The following is a 24,221-nucleotide window of genomic DNA, read 5'->3' as shown; positions in this document are numbered from 1 at the left end:
GAACGAGTGGGCCCCCGCCCGGCGGTGCCGGGCGGGGGCCAGGGCCGGCGGAGTCCTCCGCCGGGCGTCCGGGGGCGCCGGGGCGCCCGGGGGGCTACTGGTTCTGGTTCTCGCCCCGGTAGTACTCGTAGATCCACAGCCACAGGCCGACCACGAGCAGCGGGGCCGTGAAGTAGAGCAGCCACCAGCCGAAGACCGGGCCGCAGAACGCCGCCAGGCCGCCCAGCGCGAGCACCAGCGGCGCCCAGCTGTGCGGGCTGAAGAACCCGACCTCGCCGGCGTCGTCGGCGACGTCCGCCTGCTTGTTGTCCTGCGCCCCGGTGTCCACCCGGCTGGAGGTGAAGACCAGGTAGAAGCCGATCATGCCGGTCAGCGCGAAGGAGAGGAAGAGGGCCGTGGTGCCGACCGGTTCCTTCGACCAGACGCCGTAGACGATGGCGACGGCCAGCATGAAGACCGCCACCCAGGCGAAGAGAACGCCCTGAATCCTCACTCGCCCGCCTCCTTTCCGGTCAGGTGCGCCAGCTCGTGGCGCGCCTCGTTCTCGAGCTGGTCGAGGGCCGACAGCTCGGGGTGGTGCAGGTCGAAGGCCGGCGACTCGGAACGGATCTTGGGCAGGCTGAGGAAGTTGTGCCGCGGCGGCGGGGAGGAGGTCGCCCACTCCAGCGAGCGGCCGTAGCCCCAGGGGTCGTCCTCGTTGACCGGCTCGCCGTACTTCCAGGTCTTCCAGATGTTGTAGAAGAACGGCAGGATCGACAGGCCGAGCAGGAAGGAGCTGATGGTCGAGATGGTGTTCAGCGTGGTCAGGCCGTCGGCGTCCAGGTAGTCCGCGTAGCGGCGCACCATGCCCTCCGCGCCCAGCCAGTGCTGGACCAGGAAGGTGCCGTGGAAGCCGATGAACAGCGTCCAGAAGGTGATCTTCCCGAGCCGCTCGTCGAGCATCTTGCCCGTCCACTTGGGCCACCAGAAGTGGAAGCCGGCGAACATCGCGAAGACGACGGTGCCGAACACCACGTAGTGGAAGTGGGCAACGACGAAGTAGCTGTCGGAGACGGCGAAGTCCAGCGGCGGCGAGGCCAGGATGACGCCGGTGAGGCCACCGAAGAGGAAGGTGACCAGGAAGCCGATCGACCACAGCATCGGGGTCTCGAAGCTGAGCGATCCCTTCCACATCGTGCCGATCCAGTTGAAGAACTTCACGCCGGTCGGCACCGCGATGAGGAAGGTCATGAAGGAGAAGAACGGCAGCAGCACCGCGCCGGTGACGTACATGTGGTGCGCCCAGACCGTCACCGAGAGGCCCGCGATCGTGATCGTGGCGGCCACCAGGCCGATGTAGCCGAAGATCGGCTTGCGGCTGAAGACCGGGATGATCTCGGAGATGATGCCGAAGAACGGCAGGGCGATGATGTACACCTCGGGATGGCCGAAGAACCAGAAGAGGTGCTGCCACAGGATGGCGCCGCCGTTGGCCGCGTCGAAGATGTGTGCGCCGAAGGTGCGGTCGGCCTCCAGGGCGAAGAGCGCCGCGGCGAGCACCGGGAAGGCGAGCAGCACCAGGACGGCCGTCAGCAGCACGTTCCAGGTGAAGATCGGCATCCGGAACATCGTCATGCCGGGGGCGCGCATGCAGATGACCGTCGTGATGAAGTTGACCGAGCCGAGGATCGTGCCGAAGCCGGAGAAGGCCAGGCCCATGATCCACATGTCCGAGCCCATGCCGGGCGAGCGGATCGCGTCGGACAGCGGCGAGTAGGCGAACCAGCCGAAGCCCGCGGCGCCCTGCGGGGTGAGGAAGCCGCCGACCGCAAGCAGGCTGCCGAAGAGGTAGAGCCAGTAGGCGAACATGTTCAGCCGCGGGAACGCCACGTCGGGGGCGCCGATCTGCAGCGGCATGATCCAGTTCGTGAACCCGGCGAACAGGGGGGTCGCGAACATCAGCAGCATCACCGTGCCGTGCATGGTGAACAGCTGGTTGTACTGCTCGTTGGAGACGATCTGGCTGCCCGGCCTCGCCAGCTCCGCCCGCATGATCAGCGCCATGATGCCGCCGAAGATGAAGAAAGCGAAGGAGGTGATGAGGTAGAGGGAACCGATCGTCTTGTGGTCCGTGGTGGTCAGCCACTTGATCAGCTGGCTGCCTGGCGACCGCCGCCGGGCCACGGGGGGCGGCGTCACGGCGGCGTCGGCCGCCTTGGTCTCTTCGAGGATACTCACGAGTGCCCCTCGTTGGTCTCGGCGTTCGTGGCGGCGTGGGTCTGCTCGATGCCCGCCGGGATGAAGCCGGTCTGGCCCTGCTCCGCCAGGTCTTGCAGGTGCTCCTCGTACTCCTCGGGCGAGACCACCTTGACGTTGAAGAGCATGCGGGAGTGGTCGACGCCGCAGAGCTCGGCGCACTTGCCGCGGAAGGTGCCCTCGCGGGTCGGGGTCACCTCGAAGGAGTTGGTGTGCCCGGGAATGGCGTCCTGCTTCATCAGGAAGGGGACGACCCAGAAGGAGTGGTTGACGTCACGGGAAGTGATGACGAACTGGACCGTCTCCCCCACCGGCAGCCACAGGGTCGGGCCCGGGTCGCCGGTGTCCGGGTTGCGCTCGCCCGGCGTGCCGACCTCGTAGACGCCGTCCGCGTTCTCCGGGAAGCGGTCCTTGTACCGGTCGGGGATCGAGTCGAGTTCGGGCGCGGTGCGCGCGTCGTTGTCCGAGGCGCCCACGGACTCGATGTAGTTGAAGCCCCAGCTCCACTGGTAGCCGACCACGTTGATGATGTGGTCGGGCTCGTCGGAGGTCTTCAGCAGCTCGTTCTGGTCCCGCGCGGTGAAGTAGAAGAGGACCGAGACGACGATCAGCGGAACGAGCGTGTACAGGGCCTCGATGGGGAGGTTGTACCGGTTCTGCGGCGGGACCTCGACCTTCGTCCGCGACCTGCGGTGGAAGAACACACTCCACAGGATCAGGCCCCACACCAGCGCACCCGTGACGAACGCGGCGGCCCAGGAGCCCTGCCACAGGGACAGAATCCGCGGCGCCTCCTCCGTCACGGGAGTGGGCATGCCGAGGCGGGGAAAGTCCTCGGATGTGCAACCTGTCGCGGTTGCCAGGACCAGGCCCGCGATCAGCGCCTGCGGCAGGACCCGCCGCATCGGGCGCCGCGACGAGCGGTCGGAGCCGTTGGGACTCACGTAGCGCCTTCCCGAGAGTCTCGCCCCTGTCCGGGCTGCCTTCGCACGGAGCGGGGGCCGGCCCTGACACGGGCAGGGTTTGGATGTTTATGCGGAGCAAACCCTACTGGACGCCCCCGGGCGGCACGCGGGGAGGGTGCCTAACGCGCCCGGGGGGCGTGGCGGGGCCGGGCGGGGCGCGGGTGGTGCCCGGGTGGCGCCCGCGCCGCCCGGGCCGCGCGCGGGGCGCGGGGCGGGAGTGCCGGGCGGGGCCGCGCCGGGCCCGGGCGGGGCGGTCGCCGCCAGGTATTAGCGTTCTCCAGTGTCCTACTTCGACGCCGCCTCCTCGCTTCCGCTGCATCCCGTCGCCCGTCAGGCGCTGCTCGCCGCCTTCGAGGACGGCTGGGCCGACCCGGCGCGGCTGCACCGGGAGGGGCGCCGGGCCAGAATGCTGCTGGACGCCGCCAGGGAGACGGCGGCCGAGGCGATCGGCTGCCGCCCCGACGAGTTGACGTTCACCTCCTCGGGCACCCGGGCGCTGCACTCCGGCATCGCCGGCGCGCTCGCGGGCCGCGCCAGGGCGGGGCGGCACCTGCTGGTGTCCGCGGTGGAGCACTCGGCGGTGCTGCACGCCGCCGAGGCGCACCGGGACGCGGGCGGCACCTCGGCGGAGATCGGGGTGGACCGCGGCGGCCGGGTGAGCGCCGACGCGGTCGGGGAGGCGCTGCGCGCGGCGCCGGGCCGCACCGCGCTGGTGTGCGTGCAGTCGGCCAACCACGAGGTGGGCACGGTGCAGCCGGTGGCGGAGATCGCCGGGGTCTGCCGCTCCGCGGGGGTTCCGCTGCTGGTGGACGCGGCGCAGTCGCTCGGCTGGGAGGCCCCGCCCGAGGGCTGGTCGCTGCTGGCGGCGAGCGCGCACAAGTGGGGCGGGCCCGGCGGGGTGGGGCTGCTTGCGGTGCGCAAGGGCGTGCGGTTCGCGCCGCGGCCGCCGGTGGACGAGCGGGAGTCGGGCCGGGCGGCGGGCTTCGAGAACATCCCGGCCGTGGTGGCCGCCGCGGCCTCGCTGCGGGCGTTCCGGCAGGACGCGGCCCGCGAGGCGGTGCGGCTGCGGGCGCTGGTGGAGCGGATCAGGGACCGGGTGCCCAGGCTGGTGCGGGACGTGGAGGTGGCCGGGGACCCGGTGCACCGGCTGCCGCACATCGTCACCTTCTCCTGCCTGTACGTGGACGGGGAGGCGCTGCTGCAGGGGCTGGACGAGGCGGGGTTCTCGGTGTCCTCGGGCTCCTCGTGCACGTCGAGCACGCTGACGCCGAGTCACGTGCTGCGGGCGATGGGGGTGCTGTCCGAGGGCAACGTCCGGGTGTCGCTGCCGCCGGGGACGCCGGGCGAGGAGGTGGAGCGCTTCCTCGGCCTGCTGCCGGGCGCGGTGAACGCGGTGCGCGGGCGGCTCGCCCCGCGCGCCGGGGCGGCCGGGAGCGCGGGGGGTGCGGGAAGTGGCGAGGAGGAGGTGACGGTGGACGCGCTGGGGACCCTGTGCCCGCTGCCGGTGATCGAGCTGGCCAAGGCGATCGGCCGGGTGCCGGTGGGCGGGGTGGTGACCGTGCTCGCCGACGACGGGGCGGCCCGCCTCGACATCCCGGCCTGGTGCGCCATGCGCGGGCAGGAGTACCTGGGCGAGCCGGAGCGGAACACCTACCGGGTCAGGCGCCTGGCCTGAGCCGGCCGGGGGCCGGTCCGCCGGCCCCCGGCCCGCCCCTCACTGCAGGTGGGCCATGACCTCGTCGGCCGCCTCGGGCCCGTAGGTCTTGCGGAAGCGCTCCATGAACGGGCCGCGGCTGAGGGTGTACTCCTGGGTGCCGACGGTCTCGATGACCAGGGTGGCCACCATGCAGCCGACCTGCGCCGAGCGTTCCAGCGAGGCGCCCCAGGCGAGGCCGGCCAGGAAGCCGGCGCGGAAGCCGTCGCCGACGCCGGTGGGGTCGGCCTTCCGCTCTTCCTCCGGGCAGCGGACCTCGATCGGGGCCTGTCCCGCCTGCTCGATGAGGACCCCGCGCGGGCCGAGGGTGGTGACCCTGATGCCGACCCGCTCCAGCACCTGCGCGGCCGTCCAGCCGGTCTTGCTCTCGATGAGGGCCTTCTCGTACTCGTTGCTGAACAGGTAGGCGGCGCCCTCGGTCAGCAGCTTGATCTCCTCGCCGCCCATCCGGGCGAGCTGCTGGGAGAAGTCGGCGGCGAACGGGATGTTCCTGGTGCGGCACTCCTCGGTGTGCCTGAGCATCCCCTCGGGGTCGTCGGCGCCGATGTGGACGAGGTCGAGGCCGCCCACCCGGTCGGCGACCGACTGGAGCTCGATGAGCCTGGCCTCGCTCATGGCGCCGGTGTAGAAGGAGCCGATCTGGTTGTGGTCGGCGTCGGTGGTGCACACGAAGCGGGCGGTGTGCAGCACCTCGGAGATGCGCACCGAGCCGGTGTCGACGCCGTGCCGGTCCAGCCAGGCGCGGTACTCCTCGAAGTCGGCGCCGGCCGCGCCGACCAGGATCGGCGAGGCGCCGAGCTGGCCCATGCCGAAGCAGATGTTGGCGGCGACGCCGCCGCGCCTGACCTCCAGGGAGTCGACGAGGAAGGACAGCGAGACGGTGTGCAGCTGGTCGCCCACGAGCTGGTCGGCGAACCGGCCGGGGAAGGTCATCAGATGGTCGTGGGCGATGGAGCCGGAGACGGCGATACGCACGGCGGTTTGCTCCTGGGGCAGGGGGCTGCTGGCCGCACAAGGCTACCGGCCGTGGAACCGGTGGCCCCGGCGCGCCGTCCAACTCGCATACACCGGACGACCATCGTGCAGGGCAATCGCACACGTCGTGGGACGACCATCCGGCACATGCGAGGAACGAGGGCGTGACTGGCCATGGCTGACAACGAGGCCCCGGCGGCCGAGGGCCGTAGGAGGCGGACGGTGGTGGTGGCCGCGGTGGCCGCCGTCGCGGTGATCGCGGGCGGCGCGTACGCGACGAGCGCGTGGACCGGCGGCGGGGACGCGTCTCCCGGAGAGGGCGGCGAGCAGCCGCTGGTGCTGGACCGCGCCGCGCTGCGGCCGGCCGAGCCGGGCGGCGACGAGGCCGCCGCGAGCGGCCCGGCGCTCCCGGCGGCAGGCCCCGAGCTGGAGCCCGAGGGCGAGCTGCCCGGCGCGCCGGGGCCCGAGGAGGTGTACCGGTTCGGCGAGGGGCCCGCCGAGGAGGACGCGGCCCGGCTGGCCGCGGCGCTCGGCCTCGACGGCGAGGCCGGGGACGGCGGCGCGTACTGGACGGTGCGGGGCAGCGACCCGCAGGCGCCGCTGCTGACGGTGCAGCGGGAGGCGCCGGGCGCCTGGTCGTACGGCGGCGGCCTCTACGCCGAGCCGCTGGAGGAGGGGGCCTCGGACCCGGAGAGCCCGGACGCCGCCGTGCGCGCGGACGACGCGGCGCGCGCGGACGGCTCCACGAGCACCTCGCACGCGGACGGCCCGGACGGACCGCAGTCGGGCGATGGGGCGTCGCCCGACCATACGACCGGGGGCCCCGAGCCCGTGGAGGCGGGCGCGCCCGGCGAGGCGGAGGCGCTGGCGGCGGTGGCCGGCGTGCTGGAGGAACTGGGCCTTGAGGACGGGGAGTCGGCGGAGGTGGACGCCTCCGAGGTGGCCGGCGCCACCCGGACCGTCCGGGCCACGCCGCTGCTCGGCGGCCTGCCGGCCTTCGGTTTCGAGACGGAGTTCTCCGTGGCCGGGGACGGCCGGCTGACCGCGGCGCACGGCATGCTCGCCGAGCCGGCCGCGGCCGAGGAGCGGGAGACGGTGGGTGCCCGCGAGGCGATGGACGCGTACAACGACCGCGCCGCCTCGGACGCGGCGGCGAGCGTGACCTGCGCGACGATCGAGCCGGGGCCTGCCGAGCCGCAGGAGGGACCGGATGCGGAGCCGGACGCGGGGGCGGCGCAGGCCCGGGAGGGCGCGGGTGCCGGGGACGCCCCGGCGCAGGAGGGGCCCTGCGGCTCCCCCGGCGGCCAGGCCGGCGCGCCGGCGGCGGCCACCGCGGAGTTCGGGCTCGCGTTCGGCTCCTCTGCGGAGGAGCCGCTGCTGGTGCCCTCCTGGCTGTTCCACGTGGCCACCGCGGACGGGGGCTCCTGGACGGTGACCGAGCCGGCGGTGGCCTACGCGTTCGCCTCGGGCGAGGACCGGGGGCGCGAGCAGGGCGAGGGCGGCGGGCCCGCCGACGGGGGCGCGGAGCCGGCCGGCCCCGGCCGGGGCGAGGAGCCGGGCGCGGTGGGCCCCGCCGAGCCCGCCGATCCCGGCGAGGGCACCGATCCGGCCGAGGCCGCGATGTCCGTGGAGCCCTACGACGAGGAGGACCTGACCCTCACGGTGCACTTCTGGGGCGGCGTGTGCAGCACGTACACGGCCACCGCGGAGGAGGCCGGGGATGCGATCGAGGTGGGGATCGAGTCGGCGGGGCAGGAGCGGGACGAGGCGTGCATCATGCTCGCCGAGGAGCAGACGGCCGAGGTCGCCCTGGAGAGTCCGGTGGGTGGCCGGACGGTGACCGACGAGCGCGGCCAGGAGCTTCCGGTGCGGTGACGGGCGCCGGAGCACGGCGAAGGCGGCGGTCCCGCGGGGCCGCCGCCTTCGTTCTTCTGCCGCCGGCCGGGGGCCTTCGCCCCCGGCCCGAGGGCTCAGCTGAAGGAGTCGCCACAGGCGCAGGAGCCGGTGGCGTTCGGGTTGTCGATCGTGAAGCCCTGCTTCTCGATGGTGTCGACGAAGTCGATGGAGGCGCCGCCCAGGTAGGGGGCGCTCATCCGGTCGGTGACCACTCGCACGCCGTCGTAGTCCTTCACCACGTCGCCGTCCAGCGAGCGCTCGTCGAAGAAGAGCTGGTAGCGCAGACCGGAGCACCCGCCGGGCTGGACCGCCACGCGGAGTGCGAGGTCGTCTCGCCCTTCCTGCTCGAGCAGGCTCCTGACCTTCGCCACCGCCGCGTCGGAAAGGATGATGCCGTCTTCGACGGTCTTTTCCGTTACGGACATCTGCGTATCTCCCGGGTAGTACGGAATGCTCTGGCAGCGAGCTCCAACTGACGCCCGCCGGAATTTATTCCCCGCGCCGGCGCCCCTCTTTCCACCCTCATGCTCGCACACCGCGGGGGTTCGCGGAATGCGTCACAGTGACGCAAGGGACATCGTCAAAGTGACACGAAGGCGTTATGATCCATTGCGTCAGTTCGACGAAAAGGCGTCGGACCTGCAACAGAAAGAAGGGTGCGTGCCGTGACGACCACCGCCCGATCCCTCGGTGCCCCATCCCCCGGCGCCGCCGGTGACCTCCAGGTCAGCCCCACCCCGCTCGCCCTGCTGCTGCTCGGCCGCGAGGCAGACCCCGCCAGCGAGCGCGGCGTCGACTGTCCGGGCGACCTGCCCGCCCCCTCGGACCCCGACCTGGTGGAACGCGCCCGCGCCGCCCTGGCCGAGCTGGGCGACCGCGCGTTCGTGCTCGGGCACCACTACCAGCGCGACGAGATCATCCAGTTCGCGGACGTCACCGGGGACTCCTTCAAGCTGGCCAGGGACGCCGCCGCCAGGCCGCAGGCGGAGTTCATCGTCTTCTGCGGGGTCCACTTCATGGCCGAGTCCGCGGACATCCTCACCTCCGACGCCCAGCAGGTGATCCTGCCCGACCTCGCGGCCGGCTGCTCGATGGCGGACATGGCGAGCGCGGAGCAGGTCGCCGAGGCCTGGGACGTGCTGAAGGACGCCGGGGTGGCGCAGGACACCGTGCCCGTCACGTACATGAACTCCTCGGCCGACATCAAGGCGTTCACCGGCCGCCACGGCGGAACGGTCTGCACCTCCTCCAACGCCAGGCGCGCCCTCGAATGGGCCTTCGGGCAGCGCGAGGAGGGCCGCGGCAAGGTCCTCTTCCTGCCCGACCAGCACCTGGGCCGCAACACCGCGGTCCGCGAACTCGGCCTCTCCCTGGAGGACTGCGTCGTCTACAACCCGCACCGGCCGGGCGGCGGCCTGAGCGAGGAGCAGCTGCGCCGGGCGCGGATGATCCTGTGGCGCGGCCACTGCTCGGTGCACGGCCGCTTCTCGCTCGACTCGGTGGCGGAGGTCCGCGCCCGCATACCCGGCGTCAACGTGCTGGTGCACCCCGAGTGCCGGCACGAGGTCGTCGCCGCCGCGGACCACGTCGGCTCCACGGAGCACATCATCAAGCTGCTCGACGCCGCCCCCGCGGGCAGCAAGTGGGCCGTGGGCACCGAGCTCAACCTGGTGCGGCGGCTGGCCCGCAGGTACGCGAACCAGGGCGAGCAGAGCAAGGAGATCGTCTTCCTCGACCGCACGGTGTGCTTCTGCTCCACCATGAACCGGATCGACCTGCCGCACCTGGTGTGGTCGCTGGAATCCCTGGTGCGCGGCACCGTCGTCAACCGCATCCACGTGGAGGAGGAGACCGCCCACTACGCCTCCCTCGCGCTCGACCGGATGCTGGCCCTGCCCTGAGGGCCAGCCGCCGGGCGGCGGAATCCCGCCCCGCCGCGGTCCGGGCCGCTGGCCCGGACGCCGCCCGGCGGCCACGATGGGGGCATGCTGCTGCGTCAGGTACGTGACACCAGGGCGGACGCCGAGGCGGTGCGGGCGGTGGCGGCCGCCGGGGGCGGGGCCGCGGAGGGCGGTCCGGCGGGCGGGGAAGGCGAGTGGGCCGGGCCGCGCGGCATCCTCTTCCAGCGCACGACGCGGCACCTGGCCGCCACCGACCCGGGCGGCTGCTGGCTGGCGGAGGACGCCGCGGGCCGCCCGGTGGGGGCCGCGCTCGCCGCGCGCCGGGAGGGCCTGTGGGGTCTCGCCCTGCTCGCGGTCGTCCCGCAGGCCCGCGGCAAGGGCGTGGGCACGACGCTGCTGCGGCGCGCGATGGCGTACGCCAGGGGCACCCTGCGCGGCATGGTCTGCGCCCCGCCCGACCCGATGGCGGCCCGGGTGCTCAGGGCCGCCGGCTTCACCCTCCACCCGCTGATGCGGATGCACGGCACCGTCGACGCCTCGCGCCTGGCCACGCCCGACGGCCCGGCGATCGAGGGCGGCCGGGCGCACCGCGACCTGATGGACTCCGTGGACCGCAGGCTGCGCGGCGGCGCGCACGGCCGCGACCACGAGGAGCTGCTGCGGCACTGCCGGGTGGTGGTGGCCGACGACCTGGCGGGCAGCGGCTACTGCTACCTGGACGAGTCGGGCGGCGTGGAGCTGCTGGCCGCCACCTCGCGGCGGATCGCGGCCAGGCTGCTGACCTCCGCGCTGCTGAGCCTGCCGCCCGGGGCGGCGGCGGCCATTCCGCGCCTGACGGCCGAGCAGGAGTGGGCGGTGGACGTCGGCCTCGCCGCCGGCCTGCGGCTCGCCCCCGGCGGCTACCTGTGCCTGCGCGGGATGCGCCCGCCCGCCCCTTACCTGCCCTCCGCCGCCTTCCTGTGACGCCGGGCGCCCGGCCGTACGCCGGCCGGGCCGCCCCGCCGCGGGCGGGCCCCGCACGGACCCGGGTCCGGCGCGCCGCACCGGCCCGGCTCAGCCCACGCGGGGCCGCACCAGGCCGCTCTCGTAGGCCGCGATCACCAGCTGTGCCCGGTCCCTGGCGCCGAGCTTGGTGAGCAGCCGGTTGATGTGGGTCTTGACCGTCAGCGGGCTGACCGTCAGCCGGGCGGCGATCTCGTCGTTCGACAGCCCCCCGGCCACCTCGGCCAGCACCTCGCGCTCCCGGGCGGTCAGCACGTCGAGCGCGGCCGCGGCCTCCGGCCTCGGCCCGTCGCCCTGTTCGAGGAAGCGGGCGATGAGGCCGCGGGTCGCCGCCGGCGAGAGCAGCGCCTCCCCGGCCGCGGCCACCCGGATGGCGCCCAGCATGTCGGCGGGCTCCGCGCCCTTGCCCAGGAAGCCGGCGGCCCCCGCGCGCAGCGCCTCCACCACGTAGTCGTCCCGCTCGAAGGTGGTGAGGATCACCACCCTCACCCCGGCCAGCTCCGGGTCGGCGCTGAGGGCGCGGGTGGCCGCGAGGCCGTCCGTGCCCGGCATCCTGATGTCCATCAGGACCACGTCGGCCCCCGCCTCCCGCACCACCCGCAGCGCCTCCGCGCCGTCGGACGCCTCGCCGGTCACCGTCATGTCCGGCTCGGACTCCACCAGCACCCGGAAGGCGCTGCGCAGCAGCGCCTGATCGTCGGCAAGCACCACCCGGATCACGTCGGGCTCTCCCCTCGTCCACGGCGCCCCGCCCAGCCCTGGGACCGCCTGTTGCCCACGCCCTGCCCGGCGCAGCGGGCCGCGGGCCGCCTGGCGGGCTCGGCCGCGGCTCCCTCGCGGCCCTCACGTCCCTCGCCGGCCTCGCCGCCCTCGCAGGGACCGGAACCCGCCCGCCGCTCGCGGCCCCCGCCCGGCTCCGCCTCCTCCGCCCCGCCCGGCGGCAGCAGCGGCAGGGAGACCCGCACCCGGAAGCCGCCGCCCTCCTTGGGGCCCGCCTCGCAGGTGCCGCTGAGCGCCGCGGCACGCTCGCGCATGCCGGTCAGGCCGTGCCCGCTGCCGCCGGCGTCCGCCGCCGCGCCGCCCGCCCCGGCCGTGGCGCAGGGGCCGTCGTCGTCCACCGTGATGTCGAGCCGCGGCGCCGCGGCGAGCCCCGCCCTGACGATGCACACCCGGGCGGTGGCCGCGGGACCCGCGTGCTTGTGGACGTTCGTCAGCGCCTCCTGCACCACCCGGTAGGCCACCAGGTCGACCGCGGAGGGCAGCGGCCCCGCCGCGGCCGGGGCGTCCACCGTCACCGACATGCCGGCCTGGGCGAAGCCGTCCACCAGCTCGCCCAGCACCGCGAGCCCGCGGGCCGGCTCGGTGGGGGCGACAGGCTCGTCCTGGTGGCGCAGCAGCCCGACGGTGCTCTGCAGCTCGCTCAGCGCCCTGCGGCTGGTCTGCCTGATGTGGCCGAGCGCCTCCTTGGCCTGGTCCGGCCTGGTGTCCATGACGTGCGAGGCGACCCCGGCCTGCACGTTGACCAGCGCGATGTGGTGGGCGACCACGTCGTGCAGCTCGCGGGCGATGCGCATCCGCTCCTCGGCGACCCGGCGGCGGGCCTCCTCCTCGCGGGTGCGCTCGGCCCGCTCGGCCCGCTCCTTGTACGCCTCGAAGACGGCGCGCCTGCTGCGCCCGGCCTCGCCGAGGGCGGCGGCCAGCGCGATCCAGGCGAAGACGCCGAGGTTCTCCGAGGAGTACCACGGGCCGGTGCCCATCACCACGGCCGTCGGCGCCAGCAGGGCGATCGCCGCCACGCCGGTGCGCACGGTGGTGCGCCTGTCGGTGCTCAGGGCCACGGTGAACTGGGCCACCACGACGGCGATGACCAGCGAGGAGTTCCGCTCGCTCGGCGGGTAGGTGCCGTGCCCGAGGATCAGCTCCAGGGCGCTGAGCCCGGTGACCTTGGCGAGGACGGCGACCGGGTATCTGCGCCTGGCGATCAGCACCGCGCAGGTGAGCACGGTGAGGACCCAGCTGTGGGCGGCCAGGTGGCGCTTGCCGAAGCCGGAGCCGCCGCCGGGAGGGCCCGAGACGGTGACCGACGCGCAGAGGACGACGCCGAGCACGACGGCGGCGACGAGGGTGTCGAGCGCCAGGGGATGGTCACGCAGCCACCGGCGGACGCGGGAGCCTTGCTCGTACGACACGGCCGGGGCGGGATCAGTCCGGGAGCAGCCCGTCGGGGATGAGCCCGTCGTCGGAGAGCATGGCGCGCACCTCGTCCAGGGAGGCCCCGGCGGCGGGCAGGATCAGCTCCGACGGTTCGAGAGAGTCGTCGGGGAGCGGGGAGCCGAGGTCGCGGACCGCGGTGAGCAACGCGTCCAGGGTCTGCCGGAAGCCCTCCTCGTCGGCCGCGTCCACCTCGGCCATCAGCCTGTCGTCCAGCTTGTTCAACGTGGGCAGGTGGCTGTCGTCCAGCCGCACCTGCCCCTCCCCCATGATCCGCACGATCATGATGCTCTCCCGGGCTTTCGGTGGCGTCCGGTACCCGTTACCGGACTGCCGTGCCTGGCCGGGCCCGGTGGGCCCGGCTCACTGCTTGTCGAACTTGGGGGATTCCCGCTGCTCCTGCTGCCCGCCCGCGGCCGAGGCCGAGCCGCCGCCCTCGATGGCCTGGCGCCCGCCGGAGCTGCCGCCGGCGAGCTCCGCCTTCATCCGCTCCAGCTCGAACTCGACGTCCGCGTTTCCCGAGATGCGGTCGAGCTCGGCGGTCAGGTCGTCCTTCGTGGTGCCGGTCTGGTCGTCGAGGGCGCCGGAGGCAAGCAGCTCGTCGATGGCCCCGGAGCGGGCCTGGAGCTGGGCGGTCTTGTCCTCGGCGCGCTGGATGGCCATGCCGACGTCGCCCATCTCCTCGGAGATGCCGGAGAACGCCTCGCCGATCCTGGTCTGCGCCTGGGCCGCCGTGTAGGTGGCCTTGATCGTCTCCTTGCGGGTGCGGAAGGCGTCGACCTTGGCCTGGAGCCGCTGCGCGGCGAGGGTCAGCTTGTTCTCCTCCGTCTGGAGGGTCTCGTGCTGCTGCTGGAGGTCGGAGACCTGCTGCTGGAGCGCGGCCCTGCGGGTGAGGGCCTCCCTGGCCAGGTCCTCGCGGCCCAGCGCCAGGGCCTTCTTGCCCTGCTCCTCCAGCTTCGTGGACTGCTGGTTCAGCTGGTTGAGCTGGAGTTCGAGGCGCTTGCGGGAGGTGGCCACGTCCGCGACGCCACGCCGCACCTTCTGCAGCAGCTCCAGCTGCTTCTGGTACGAGTAGTCCAGCGTCTCGCGCGGGTCCTCGGCCCGGTCAAGGGCCTTGTTCGCCTTCGCGCGGAAGATCATCCCCATCCGCTTCATGACACCGCTCATGGGCTTCGCGCGCCCCCTTCATGCCGGGCTCGAACCAATGACCATCGTGCAGATCCCCTCCTAGCCTACGGGGCCCTCATCCATTAGCGCACCGCTCGGCCAGGAATGACTCCTCCCTCAGAACGATCGGCGGCGCCGGATCGTCCCGCCCTGGGAGGAGCCCCGCCCCCGAGACGGGGAGCACAAACGCCTCGGGGGAACCCGGGGAACGTCCGCGGCGGGCGGCCGCGGGCGGCGCCCCGCGGGGCGGCCGGCAGGGCGGTTGGGGCCGTTGCGAGATCGTTCCCGTTCCGGGGCGGCCGGGTTGCGCGCGCGGCCGTTTAGGCTGGAGGGGTGTTCCGTAGCCGTTCCAAAGAAGACGACGCCCCCGCCGCCGTGCCGGCGCAGGAGGAGCGCACGGGCCGCGACCCGCAGGCGCCCAAGGGGCGGCCGACGCCCAAGCGCAGCGAGGCCGAGGCCCTGCGCCGCGCCACCGTCAAGCCTCCGGCCAACCGCAAGGAGGCCGCGCGGCGCGCCCGCGAGCAGCGCCGCGAGGCGCTGGGCAAGCAGCGCGAGGCCCTGCTCAGCGGCGACGAGCGGCACCTGCCCGCCCGTGACCGCGGCCGGGTGCGCCGCTACGTCCGCGACTTCGTGGACGCCAGGTTCCACGTGGCGGAGTTCTTCCTGCCGATCGCGGTGACGATCCTGGTGCTCAGCATGCTGCCCTCCGTGCAGGCGAGGAACATCGCGCTGCTGCTGTGGCTGGTCGTCATCGTGATGATCGTCCTCGACTCGGTGCTGCTGACCCGGCGGCTGAAGAAGCAGCTGCGCAGCCGGTTCCCGGACGAGAGCCTCCGCGGCACCAGCGCCTACGCCCTGATGCGGACGCTCCAGATGCGCCGGATGCGCCTGCCGCGCCCGCAGATCAAGCGCGGCGAGTCCCCCCGCTGAGGTCGTCCCGGCGGGCCTGCTCGCCCGCAACGGCGTAGCGCCACTCCCGCGCCACGCGGCGCGGGCCGGTGAGAATGCCGCTTATGGCGCTGACCCCCACCCGCCGGCCGAGGCCGGCCGCCGCCGCGCTCTGCGCGGCGGCGCTGCTCGCCGGAGGCTCCGGCTGCGTGTCGGGCTCCCACGTCGCGAAGACCGCCCCGGAGCCGACCGTCTCCGGCGAGCTTCAGGAGGCGTACGAGCGCGTGGTGAACGACGTGCTGCCCTCCGTCGTGCAGATCACCACCGAGGACGGCCTCGGCTCCGGCATCGTCTACGACGACCGGGGCCACATCGTCACCAACGCGCACGTCGTCGGCACGGGCCGGTCCTTCGAGGTGCTGCTGGCGACCCGGCAGACCCCGGTCAGGGCCCGGCTGGTGAGCGCCTTCGAGCCGCAGGACCTGGCGGTGATCGAGCTGGAGGAGGTGCCCGACCGGCTGCGGCCTGCGACCTTCGGGGACTCGACGAAGGTCGAGGTGGGGCAGATCGTGCTGGCGATGGGCAACCCGCTGGGACTGTCCTCCAGCGTCACGCAGGGCATCGTCTCGGCCGTGGGCCGTTCGGTCAGCGAGGGCGAGGGCCAGGCGACGCTGGGCAACATGGTGCAGACCTCGGCCTCCATCAACCCGGGCAACAGCGGCGGCGCCCTGGTGAACCTCTCCGGCCAGGTCATCGGCATCCCCACGCTCGCCGCCAAGGACCCGGGGCTCGGCGGGGGCCAGGCCCCCGGCATCGGCTTCGCGATCCCGGCCTCCACGGTGACCTTCCTGGCCGACCAGATGATCGAGCACGGCCGGGTGGTGGACTCGGGCCGGGCGGCCCTCGGGGTGACGGTGCGCACGGTGCTCGGCGACGGCTTCGAGCCGGCCGGGGCGGCGATCGTCGAGGTGGCCGAGGACGGCCCGGCGGCCGACGCGGGACTGCGCGCCGGGGACATCATCGACAAGCTCGGCTCCAAGCCGGTGACCGACGTGGTCTCCCTCTCCGAGGAGCTGGCCGGCAAGCGCCCGGGCCAGCGGGTCCGGGTCGGCTACACGCGCAACGGCAGCCACAGGACCGCCCGCGTCAAGCTGGGCGAGGCGTAGTCCCCGTCGGGCCGGGCGGGGCGTAGAGGCGTAGTCCCCGTCAGGCCGGGCGGGGCCTGGTCCCCCGGGGCTCCCCCGCCGGGGCGGGGGGGCTCAGTCCTCGGCCGCCGCGTGCAGGCTCATGGGGCCGTAGACCTTGGTGCCGTCCTCGAAGAGGCTGACCTGGTCCACGCCCTCCTCCAGCAGCTCCCGCCAGATCTCGCCGATCCAGGACTCGGCGTCGCCCTGCGTCCCGAAGTCCCCGGGGTCCTGGGGCGCCTCGGTCGTCGAGCCGTCCGCCTTCTCGAACCGCCACTCCCAGGCCATCTGCGCCTCCCGTTCCCCTGCCGCGACTTCCTGCCCGCACTTAACCACGGCCCGTCGCGCGACGCACCACTGCGCGCCGCGCCATTCCGCTCGCGCTCCCCGGGCCTCCTCGGAGATACCCGGCGGGGCACGGCTCACGCGCCCGCCGGCGTGCGGATTCCGGGCGCGGGCGGCTCCCGCGGCGCGCGAGGATCGGGGACATGCTGGAGCGAAGTGAAGGACCGACAGGACCGGAAGGACCGGCGGGACCGGAAGGAAGCGTCGTCCTGCTGGGCACCGGGGGTGACGGGGGGCTGCCGCGCGAGGGCTGTCCCTGCGCCGCCTGCGCCGCCGCCCTGGGCGGGCGGGCGCGGGGCGCGACCTCCGTACTCGTCGACGGAACGCTGCTGCTTGAGGCCCCGCCCGGGGTCTGGGGCGCGGCGGCCAGGGCCGGGCGTTCGCTGACGGGCGTGCGGACGCTGCTGACGAGCCGGGCGGCCGGGGCGGGCCGGGTCCCCGGGCTGCCGGACGCGCGGGCGCTGGCGGCGGGCGCGGAGGAGGTGCTGCCCGGCGGCCACCGGGTGCGGGCGGCGGCGCTCGACCGGCCGGCCGGGGAGGTGGGCTACGAGGTGACCTCGCCCGGCGGGCGGCGGCTGCTCTACCTGCCGCCGGGCGCCGCCCTCGCCGCGCCCGGCGGCCAGCCCTGCGACCTGGTGCTGCTGGACGTGCTCGGGCGGCCGGACGCGCTGGCCGCGCTGCGGGCCGCGGGCACGGTCACGCCGGCCACCGACGTGGTGGCCGTGCACCTGGGGCACGAGGCGCCGCCCTGGCCCGAGGCCGGGCGGCGGCTGGCCGCGGCCGGGGCCAGGGCGCTGCCCGACGGCGCCGAACCGGGGGCCGCCGCCCAGGGGCGGGGCGTGCCCGTGCCGCGCCGCACGCTGGTGCTGGGCGGGGCGCGTTCCGGCAAGTCGGCCGAGGCGGAGCGGCGGCTGGCGGCCTTCCCCGGCGTGCACTACGTCGCGACCGCCGGGCGGCGACCCGGGGACGCCGAATGGGCGGCCCGCGTCGCGCGGCACCGGGCGCGCCGCCCGGCGCACTGGACGACGGCCGAGACCTGCGACCTGGTGCCGCTGCTGACGGCAGAGGGCCCGCCGCTGCTCGTCGACTGCCTCTCGCTGTGGCTGACCGACGCGATGGACGCCGTCGGCGCCTGGGACGACCCGGCCTGGGAGGACCCGCACGCCCCGCCCGGGCCGCACGACCCGCCCGGGCCGGATGACGCCGGCCCCGCAGGACCGGCCGGCCCGGGCACGGCGGGGGCGGGAGCCGGTGCGGGCGGCGGGCGCGGCGGGGCGCGCGCGGCCCTGGCGGAGCGCACCGCCGCGCTGGTGGCCGCGTTCCGCGGCGCCCGCCGCACGGTGGTGGCGGTGAGCAACGAGGTGGGCTCGGGCGTGGTGCCCGCCACCCCGGCCGGGCGCCGCTTCCGCGACGAACTCGGGCGGCTGAACGCGGCGGTGGCGGCGGAGTGCGACTGCGTGCTGCTGGTGACGGCCGGGCTGGCGCAGCGGCTGCGGTGAGGCGGCCTCTGCGGCCGGATCCCGCCGTGCCCGGCAGGGGCGGGGGACGGCTCGGGCGGTACCCTCGTGCGCATGAGTGACGGCGGTCTGAACCTCGATGACTTCGGGAATCTCATCGAGCGGCCAAGTGCCAGGCTCCGGCGGCAGGCCGAGGAGCGCCGGGCCAGAACGGGCATCGCCCCCAAGGCACTTGGGCGGCTGGACGACGTCGGATCCTGGCTGGCCGCCGCGCAGGCCAGGGTGCCGGTGCGGCCCGTCGAGCGCCCCAGGGCCGTCCTGTTCGCCGGGGACCACGGCGTCGCCTCGCTCGGCGTCTCCGCCCGCCCGGCGGGTGGCGCCTCCGCGCTGGTGCGCGCCGTGCTGGACGGCACCAGCCCGGCCGCGGTGCTCGCCCGGCAGGCGGGCGTGCCGCTGCGCGTGGTCGACACCTCCCTCGACTGCCCGGCCGAGGAACTCCCGGACGAGGTCACCAGGTTCCGGGTGCGCCGCGGCTCGGGGCGGCTGGACGTGGAGGACACGCTGACCGCCGAGGAGGCCGAGCGGGCCTTCCGGGCCGGGATGGCCGTGGCGGACGAGGAGGCCGACTCGGGCAGCGACCTGCTGGTGCTCGGCGACGTGTCCGTGGGCGGCACGACGGCGGCGGGGGTGCTGATCGCCGCGATGTGCGGCACCGACGCCTCGGTCGTCACCGGGCGGGGCGGGGTGCGCATCGACGACCTGGCCTGGATGCGCAAGTGCGCGGCCATCAGGGACGGGCTGCGCCGGGCGCGTCCGGTGCTCGGCGACCAGCTGCGGCTGCTGGCCGCGGTGGCCGGCGCGGACCTCACGGCGATGACGGGCTTCCTGCTCCAGTGCGCGGTACGGCGCACGCCCGTGCTGCTCGACGGCGTGGTCTCGGCGGCGTGCGCGCTGGTGGCGCAGCGGATCGCGTTCCGCGCGCCCGACTGGTGGCAGGCGGGGCAGGCGAGCGGGGAGCCGGGGCAGGCCAAGGCGCTGGACCGGATGGCGATGCAGCCGCTGCTCGACCACGGCGTGACGGTCGGCGAGGGCACCGGGGCGCTGCTCGCGCTCCCGCTGGTGCGGGCGGCCGCGGCGCTGGCGGCCGAACTGCCCGAGCTGCCCGAGGCCCCCGAGGCCGCGCCGGAGGAGGCCGAGCCCGCGGCCCCGCCGCGCCCCGCCATCGCCGACGCCACCTGAGCCCGGCCGCCGGGCCCCCGGGGGCAGCGCCCCCACCCGCAGCCCACGCCCACAGCCCACGCCCGCAGCACCCGCCCACAGCCCCCCACGTGCCGGCCACCGCCGCGCGCCGTGCGGAGACGGGCCGGGGGCCGCGGGGCGGTTCAGTGGCGGTCGTTCGTCGGGGTGCCGCCCAGCCAGTCGTCGAGGCGGTGTTCGAGACGGCCCCACCGCCGCTCGTGCTTCCTGGCGCGCCGCTCCGCCCGCGCCCGCAGCCGCGGCCGGTGCCGGTAGAGGCGTTTGGCCCAGGGGGAGGTCGGCCGGGCCAGCCGCAGCGCGCCGATCAGCGCGACGAAGGGCAGCACGAGCCCGAAGACGGCGACCCGCAGCTTCCCCTTCAGCAGCGCGACGAGCGCCAGCAGGAAGTTCCCGATCAGCACCCCGAGCGCCACCCCGCGGCCGGCCCGCTCCAGGCCGCCGATGTCGTTGACGCCGAGCGGCGAGAACCCGGCGAGCATGAACATGAGGAGCGCGGCGGTCACCACCACGACCTCCACGCTCTTTTGGCCCTCGGACGTCCAGTAGACGTCGTGCAGGTAGAGGAGCAGCGCGAACTCGTCGAGCACCAGGCCGGTTCCGATGCCGAAGGCCACCGCAGCCGAGTAGGCGACGAAGCCGTGCAGGGTGGTGGCCAGGCCGCCGAATCCGCCCAGGCACATCAGCAGCACCCCGGGCACCACGTGGTGCACGTGCCGGCCGCCGGGGGAGATGTCGTGGAAGGGGCCGCGGCCCGCGCGGATCATCCGGGTCACGAAGCGGGTGACCGCGAAGGTGACCACGAACGCCGCGAGCGCGAGCAGCAGCGGCAGCTTCTCGGGCTCGACGATGTTGCGATGCCACCAGTTCCCCATGACCCCTCAGCGTCCGCCGCTAGGCTGCGGTGCGATGAACGCCACGCCGCCTCCGCCCCCCGCCGAGCCGCCCCCCGCCACCGGGACGGACGCACTGAGCCACGGACTGCGCTTCGCCCTCGGCACGCTGACCGTGCTGCCCGTGCGGGTGCCGCGTTTCGACCGGTACACGGCCAGGCAGGGCATGCTCTGCGCGCCGGCCGCCGGCCTCGTGGTCGGCCTCGCGGCCTGCCTGACCTGCTGGGTGCTGCTGCTTCTTGAGACCGGCCGGCTGCTGACCGCGGTGCTCACCGTGGCCGTCCCCGCCCTGCTGACCCGGGCGCTGCACCTGGACGGCCTCGCCGACGTGGCGGACGGGCTCGGCAGCCGCAAGCCGCCCGCCGAGGCGCGGGAGGTGATGAAGCGGTCCGACATCGGGCCCTTCGGGGTGCTGGCGCTGCTCTTCGTGGTGCTGACCCAGATCGCGGCGCTCGACGAACTCCTCGGGCACGGCCGGGCCTACGCGCTGACCTGCGTGGTGCTCGCGGCGGTCAACGCCCGCACCGCGCTGACCTGGGCCTGCCGGGCGCAGGGCCCGCCCGCCGCGCGGGCCGAGGGCCTGGGGGCCGTGGTGGTGCGGACGGTGCCGCTGCGTCAGGCGCTCGCGGTGGCCGCCGTGGTGGCCTTCGCCTCCGCCCTCGCCGGCGCGCTGGCCGCCGAGGGGGCCAGGGCCGCCGGGACGGTGGCCTGCGGGTGCAGCGTGGTGCTCGCGCTGAACGCCGCCGAGCTGACGATGTGGCACTGCCACCGCAGGTTCGGCGGGATCAACGGGGACGTGCTCGGCGCGGTGGCCGAGACGGCGGGCACGGTGACGCTGCTGGTACTCGCGGTCGCCGCCCCCTGATCCGCCCGGGGCCGGGCGTAGTCTGCTTCCCGTCGTCCTCCCGGCGTCACGACCGCACTCCCGCGCCCGCACCGGGAGTTGCCGCGCAGGGGTGCCTGCCACGACGGACCACCACGTACGAGACGAAACGGATTCCATCACCGTGACTGTTCTGACCCTCAGCAATCTCCCCGCGACGACGGTGCCGGCGGACGCCGTGGTCATCGGCCTGGCCAAGGGCGAATCCGGCCCGCTCCTCGCCCCCGGATCGCAGGTCGCGACGGCCGTCGACGACGCGCTCGGCGGCGGACTCGCCGCCACCCTGGCGACCCTCGGCGCCAAGGGCGAGGCCGAGGAGATCACCAGGCTCCCCGCCGGGGAGGGAGTCGCGGCGCCGCTGATCGTCGCGGTGGGTCTCGGCCCGGCGCCCGGGCAGGGCGAGGCCGCGGAGGGCGCCGGCTACCGGCCCGAGACGCTGCGCCGGGCGGCCGGGGCCGCGGCCAGGGCGCTGGCCGGCACCGGGCACGCCGCCCTCGCGCTGCCGGTGGGCGACGCCGCCGCGGTCGCGGCGGTGGCCGAGGGCGCGCTGCTCGGCGCGTACGCCTTCACCGCCTTCAAGGGCCGGGGCCACGACGGCGCGGCCTCCGCCCCCCTGGCCAGGATCACCCTGCTCGACCCGGCGGCCGGCGAGGAGACGCACGCCGCGGCCGTGGAGCGGGCCCTGGTGGTGGCCGAGGAGGTGGCGCGGGCCAGGGACCTGGTCAACACCCCGGCGAACGCCCTGCGGCCCGGGGACTTCGCGGCCGTGGTGGAGAGCGCGGCCCCCGAGTACGGCGTGACGGTGGAGGTGCTCGGCGAGGAGGAGCTGACGGAGGGCGGCTACGGCGGCATCCTCGGCGTGGGTCAGGGCTCCTCGGCCCCGCCCCGGCTGGTGCGGGTGGCCTACACTCACCCGGCGGCCGGCGCCACCCTCGCCCTGGTCGGCAAGGGCATCACCTACGACTCCGGCGGCCTCTCGCTGAAGCCGGTGGGCCACAACGAGACGATGAAGTGCGACATGAGCGGCGCCGCCGCCGTGTTCTCCACGGTGGTCGCCGCGGCCAGGCTGGGCCTCGCGGTGAACCTGACCGGCTGGCTGGCGCTCGCCGAGAACATGCCCTCCGGCTCCTCCGTCCGCCCCGGCGACGTGCTCACCATGTACAGCGGCAAGACCGTGGAGGTGCTGAACACCGACGCGGAGGGCCGGCTGGTGATGGCCGACGCGCTGGCCAGGGCCTGCGAGGAGGGCCCGGACGCGCTGGTGGACGTGGCCACGCTGACCGGCGCGATGGTGGTGGCGCTCGGCCACCGCACCTTCGGCGTCCTCGGCAACGACGAGGCGTTCCGCGAGCTGGTCGACCAGGCGGCGGGGGAGGCCGGGGAGCAGTCCTGGCAGCTGCCGATGCCGCCCGAGCTGCTCGACTCGCTGAAGTCCCCGGTGGCCGACCTGGCGAACGTGGGCGAGCGGATGGGCGGCGGCCTGCTGGCCGGCGTCTTCCTGCAGGAGTTCGTCGCCGAGGGCACCAGGTGGGCGCACCTGGACATCGCGGGCCCCGCGTTCAACGAGGGCGCGGCCTTCGGCTACACCCCCAAGGGCGGCACGGGCGCGGCGGTCCGCACCCTGATCCGGCTGGCCGAGCGCGCCGCCGCCGGGGAGCTCGCCGCCGCCTGAGCGGCACGGACCGGGGACCGCGGGCCCGCGCGGCGGCGGTCCCCGGGCCGCGTCCGCCCGGACGGCGCAGCGTGCGAAGATGGGGGCCGGCAGGACAGGGCCCGGCTCAACCACCCAGGCGAGCCACACCACGCCGTCTCACCGGCGGCACACAACCCCATCTTGGAGGAACGTGACGTGGCGAACGACGCCAGTACCGTTTACGACCTAGTGATCCTCGGTGGCGGCAGCGGTGGCTACGCAGCGGCCCTGCGTGCCTCGCAGCTGGGCCTGGACGTCGCCCTCATCGAGAAGAACAAGCTGGGCGGCACCTGTCTGCACAACGGCTGCATCCCCACCAAGGCGCTGCTGCACGCCGGGGAGATCGCGGACGCGGCGCGCGAGGGCGCCGAGTTCGGCGTGCGCAGCACCTTCGAGGGCATCGACATCGCGGGCGTGCACGCGTACAAGGACGGCGTGATCTCCGGCCTCTACAAGGGGCTCCAGGGGCTCGTCGCCTCCCGGAAGATCACCTACGTGGAGGGCGAGGGCCGCCTCACCTCGCCGACGACCGTCGACGTGAACGGCCTGCGCTACACCGGGCGGCACATCGTGCTCGCCACCGGCTCCGTGCCCAGGTCGCTGCCCGGCCTGACCATCGACGGGGACCGGATCATCTCCTCGGACCACGCGCTGGTCCTCGACCGGGTGCCGAAGTCGGCGATCGTGCTGGGCGGCGGCGTCATCGGCGTCGAGTTCGCCTCGGCGTGGAAGTCGTTCGGCGTGGACGTGACGATAGTGGAGGGGCTGCCGCACCTGGTGCCGGTGGAGGACGAGAACAGCTCCAAGCTGCTGGAGCGCGCCTTCCGCAAGCGCGGCATCGCCTTCTCCCTCGGCTCCTTCTTCAAGGGCGCCGACTACACCGACGACGGGGTGCGGGTCACCCTGGAGAACGGCAAGACCTTCGAGGCGGAGCTGCTGCTCGTCGCGATCGGCCGCGGCCCGGTCTCCCAGGGCCTGGGCTACGAGGAGGCCGGGGTCGCCATGGACCGCGGCTTCGTGCTGGTCGACGAGTACATGAGGACGAACGTGCCGACGATCTCGGCGGTGGGCGACCTCGTGCCGACCCTCCAGCTGGCGCACGTCGGCTTCGCCGAGGGCATCCTCGTGGCCGAGCGCCTCGCCGGCCTGTCGCCGGTGCCGATCGACTACGACGGCGTGCCGCGGGTCACCTACTGCCACCCGGAGGTCGCCTCGGTCGGCGTCACGGAGGCGCGGGCCAAGGAGCTGTACGGCGCCGACCAGGTGGTCACGCTGAAGTACAACCTGGCCGGGAACGGCCGCAGCAAGATTCTGAAGACGGCGGGCGAGATCAAGCTCGTGCGCATCAGGGACGGGGCGGTGGTCGGCGTCCACATGGTCGGGGACCGGCTCGGTGAGCAGGTGGGCGAGGCCCAGCTGATCTATAACTGGGAGGCGCTGCCCGCCGAGGTGGCCCAGCTCATCCACGCACACCCCACGCAGAACGAGGCGCTGGGCGAGGCCCATCTCGCCCTGGCGGGCAAGCCGCTGCACTCCCATGACTGACCAGGTCGCGTCA

The 24,221-nt window shown here is 74.6% G+C and carries 22 protein-coding genes; 11 read left to right on the top strand and 11 right to left on the bottom strand.

Annotated features, from left to right (window positions below; genetic code table 11):
• Positions 1-94: 94 nt before the first annotated feature.
• From D7294_RS12450 to ctaC, 3 genes are read right to left on the bottom strand one after another with little or no spacing between them, the layout of a single operon-like run.
• On the bottom strand, positions 95-493 hold the full coding sequence (locus tag D7294_RS12450; protein ID WP_120678830.1) for a cytochrome c oxidase subunit 4: 399 nt from the start codon (positions 491-493) through the stop codon (positions 95-97).
• Positions 490-2,217, bottom strand: a complete 1,728-nt coding sequence (gene ctaD / locus D7294_RS12445; RefSeq protein WP_120678828.1) for an aa3-type cytochrome oxidase subunit I — start codon at positions 2,215-2,217, stop codon at positions 490-492. Before ctaD ends, D7294_RS12450 begins: the two co-directional genes overlap by 4 nt.
• The gene (gene ctaC / locus D7294_RS12440; protein ID WP_120678826.1) at positions 2,214-3,179 is read right to left on the bottom strand and encodes an aa3-type cytochrome oxidase subunit II; all 966 of its coding nucleotides are present in this window, start codon (positions 3,177-3,179) and stop codon (positions 2,214-2,216) included. Before ctaC ends, ctaD begins: the two co-directional genes overlap by 4 nt.
• Before the next feature lie 301 nt (positions 3,180-3,480).
• Between ctaC and D7294_RS12435 the strand changes: the two genes are divergently transcribed.
• Positions 3,481-4,875, top strand: a complete 1,395-nt coding sequence (locus tag D7294_RS12435) for a cysteine desulfurase/sulfurtransferase TusA family protein (protein WP_120678824.1) — start codon at positions 3,481-3,483, stop codon at positions 4,873-4,875.
• Between the two features lie 39 nt (positions 4,876-4,914).
• Here D7294_RS12435 and D7294_RS12430 read toward each other — a convergent pair whose 3' ends face one another.
• Positions 4,915-5,889, bottom strand: a complete 975-nt coding sequence (locus D7294_RS12430) for a carbohydrate kinase family protein (protein WP_120678822.1) — start codon at positions 5,887-5,889, stop codon at positions 4,915-4,917.
• 174 nt (positions 5,890-6,063) lie between these two features.
• Between D7294_RS12430 and D7294_RS12425 the strand changes: the two genes are divergently transcribed.
• The gene (locus tag D7294_RS12425) at positions 6,064-7,764 is read left to right on the top strand and encodes a hypothetical protein (protein WP_147450824.1); all 1,701 of its coding nucleotides are present in this window, start codon (positions 6,064-6,066) and stop codon (positions 7,762-7,764) included.
• Positions 7,765-7,859: 95 nt separating this feature from the next.
• Here D7294_RS12425 and D7294_RS12420 read toward each other — a convergent pair whose 3' ends face one another.
• Positions 7,860-8,210, bottom strand: coding sequence for a HesB/IscA family protein (locus D7294_RS12420; protein WP_120678818.1), 351 nt, complete (start codon positions 8,208-8,210; stop codon positions 7,860-7,862).
• A gap of 240 nt (positions 8,211-8,450) precedes the next feature.
• Between D7294_RS12420 and nadA the strand changes: the two genes are divergently transcribed.
• Positions 8,451-9,686, top strand: a complete 1,236-nt coding sequence (nadA, locus tag D7294_RS12415) for a quinolinate synthase NadA (RefSeq protein WP_241562309.1) — start codon at positions 8,451-8,453, stop codon at positions 9,684-9,686.
• Between the two features lie 84 nt (positions 9,687-9,770).
• Positions 9,771-10,649 (top strand): GNAT family N-acetyltransferase, encoded by an 879-nt coding sequence (locus tag D7294_RS12410; protein WP_120678814.1) that lies wholly within the window; start codon positions 9,771-9,773, stop codon positions 10,647-10,649.
• A gap of 90 nt (positions 10,650-10,739) precedes the next feature.
• Here D7294_RS12410 and D7294_RS12405 read toward each other — a convergent pair whose 3' ends face one another.
• The 4 genes from D7294_RS12405 to D7294_RS12390 form a co-directional block, all read right to left on the bottom strand.
• Positions 10,740-11,408 carry a response regulator gene (locus D7294_RS12405; RefSeq protein ID WP_120678812.1) on the bottom strand — a complete coding sequence of 223 codons (669 nt, stop codon included), beginning with the start codon at positions 11,406-11,408 and terminating at the stop codon, positions 10,740-10,742.
• Positions 11,405-12,877, bottom strand: a complete 1,473-nt coding sequence (locus D7294_RS12400; RefSeq protein WP_120678810.1) for a sensor histidine kinase — start codon at positions 12,875-12,877, stop codon at positions 11,405-11,407. Before D7294_RS12400 ends, D7294_RS12405 begins: the two co-directional genes overlap by 4 nt.
• A 13-nt stretch (positions 12,878-12,890) precedes the next feature.
• Positions 12,891-13,184: a PspA-associated protein PspAA gene (gene pspAA / locus D7294_RS12395; RefSeq protein WP_120678809.1), complete on the bottom strand. Its 294-nt coding sequence runs from the start codon at positions 13,182-13,184 to the stop codon at positions 12,891-12,893.
• 78 nt (positions 13,185-13,262) lie between these two features.
• Entirely contained in the window at positions 13,263-14,066 is an 804-nt protein-coding gene (locus tag D7294_RS12390) for a PspA/IM30 family protein (protein ID WP_120678807.1), read from the bottom strand.
• 333 nt (positions 14,067-14,399) lie between these two features.
• Between D7294_RS12390 and D7294_RS12385 the strand changes: the two genes are divergently transcribed.
• Together D7294_RS12385 and D7294_RS12380 are read left to right on the top strand one after the other, a co-directional pair.
• Positions 14,400-14,996, top strand: a complete 597-nt coding sequence (locus tag D7294_RS12385) for a DUF3043 domain-containing protein (RefSeq protein WP_120678805.1) — start codon at positions 14,400-14,402, stop codon at positions 14,994-14,996.
• A gap of 83 nt (positions 14,997-15,079) precedes the next feature.
• Positions 15,080-16,120, top strand: coding sequence for a S1C family serine protease (locus D7294_RS12380; RefSeq protein WP_120678803.1), 1,041 nt, complete (start codon positions 15,080-15,082; stop codon positions 16,118-16,120).
• A gap of 93 nt (positions 16,121-16,213) precedes the next feature.
• Here the strand turns inward: D7294_RS12380 and D7294_RS12375 are convergent, their stop codons facing one another.
• Complete coding sequence (locus D7294_RS12375; RefSeq protein ID WP_120678801.1) at positions 16,214-16,426, bottom strand: hypothetical protein; 213 nt, start codon at positions 16,424-16,426, stop codon at positions 16,214-16,216.
• A 200-nt stretch (positions 16,427-16,626) separates the two neighbouring features.
• On the opposite strand from D7294_RS12375, the gene D7294_RS12370 reads away from it, so the two are divergent.
• Together D7294_RS12370 and D7294_RS12365 are read left to right on the top strand one after the other, a co-directional pair.
• Positions 16,627-17,982 (top strand): bifunctional adenosylcobinamide kinase/adenosylcobinamide-phosphate guanylyltransferase, encoded by a 1,356-nt coding sequence (locus D7294_RS12370; protein WP_120678799.1) that lies wholly within the window; start codon positions 16,627-16,629, stop codon positions 17,980-17,982.
• A gap of 72 nt (positions 17,983-18,054) precedes the next feature.
• Positions 18,055-19,179, top strand: a complete 1,125-nt coding sequence (locus tag D7294_RS12365) for a nicotinate-nucleotide--dimethylbenzimidazole phosphoribosyltransferase (protein WP_120678797.1) — start codon at positions 18,055-18,057, stop codon at positions 19,177-19,179.
• Positions 19,180-19,322: 143 nt separating this feature from the next.
• Here D7294_RS12365 and D7294_RS12360 read toward each other — a convergent pair whose 3' ends face one another.
• The gene (locus D7294_RS12360; protein ID WP_120678795.1) at positions 19,323-20,069 is read right to left on the bottom strand and encodes a hypothetical protein; all 747 of its coding nucleotides are present in this window, start codon (positions 20,067-20,069) and stop codon (positions 19,323-19,325) included.
• A 34-nt stretch (positions 20,070-20,103) separates the two neighbouring features.
• On the opposite strand from D7294_RS12360, the gene cobS reads away from it, so the two are divergent.
• From cobS to lpdA, 3 genes are all read left to right on the top strand, one after another.
• Positions 20,104-20,952 (top strand): adenosylcobinamide-GDP ribazoletransferase, encoded by an 849-nt coding sequence (gene cobS / locus D7294_RS12355; protein WP_120678793.1) that lies wholly within the window; start codon positions 20,104-20,106, stop codon positions 20,950-20,952.
• Between the two features lie 142 nt (positions 20,953-21,094).
• Positions 21,095-22,642, top strand: a complete 1,548-nt coding sequence (locus D7294_RS12350; protein ID WP_120678791.1) for a leucyl aminopeptidase — start codon at positions 21,095-21,097, stop codon at positions 22,640-22,642.
• A 177-nt stretch (positions 22,643-22,819) separates the two neighbouring features.
• The gene (gene lpdA, locus D7294_RS12345; protein ID WP_120678789.1) at positions 22,820-24,208 is read left to right on the top strand and encodes a dihydrolipoyl dehydrogenase; all 1,389 of its coding nucleotides are present in this window, start codon (positions 22,820-22,822) and stop codon (positions 24,206-24,208) included.
• The last annotated feature ends 13 nt before the right edge of the window (positions 24,209-24,221 follow it).

The organism is Streptomyces hoynatensis, from assembly GCF_003626535.1.
Classification (GTDB): Bacteria; Actinomycetota; Actinomycetes; order Streptomycetales; family Streptomycetaceae; genus Streptomyces; species Streptomyces hoynatensis.
The sequence above is the reverse complement of the archived record's forward strand: the minus strand, read 5'-3'. Positions and strand labels throughout refer to the sequence as shown.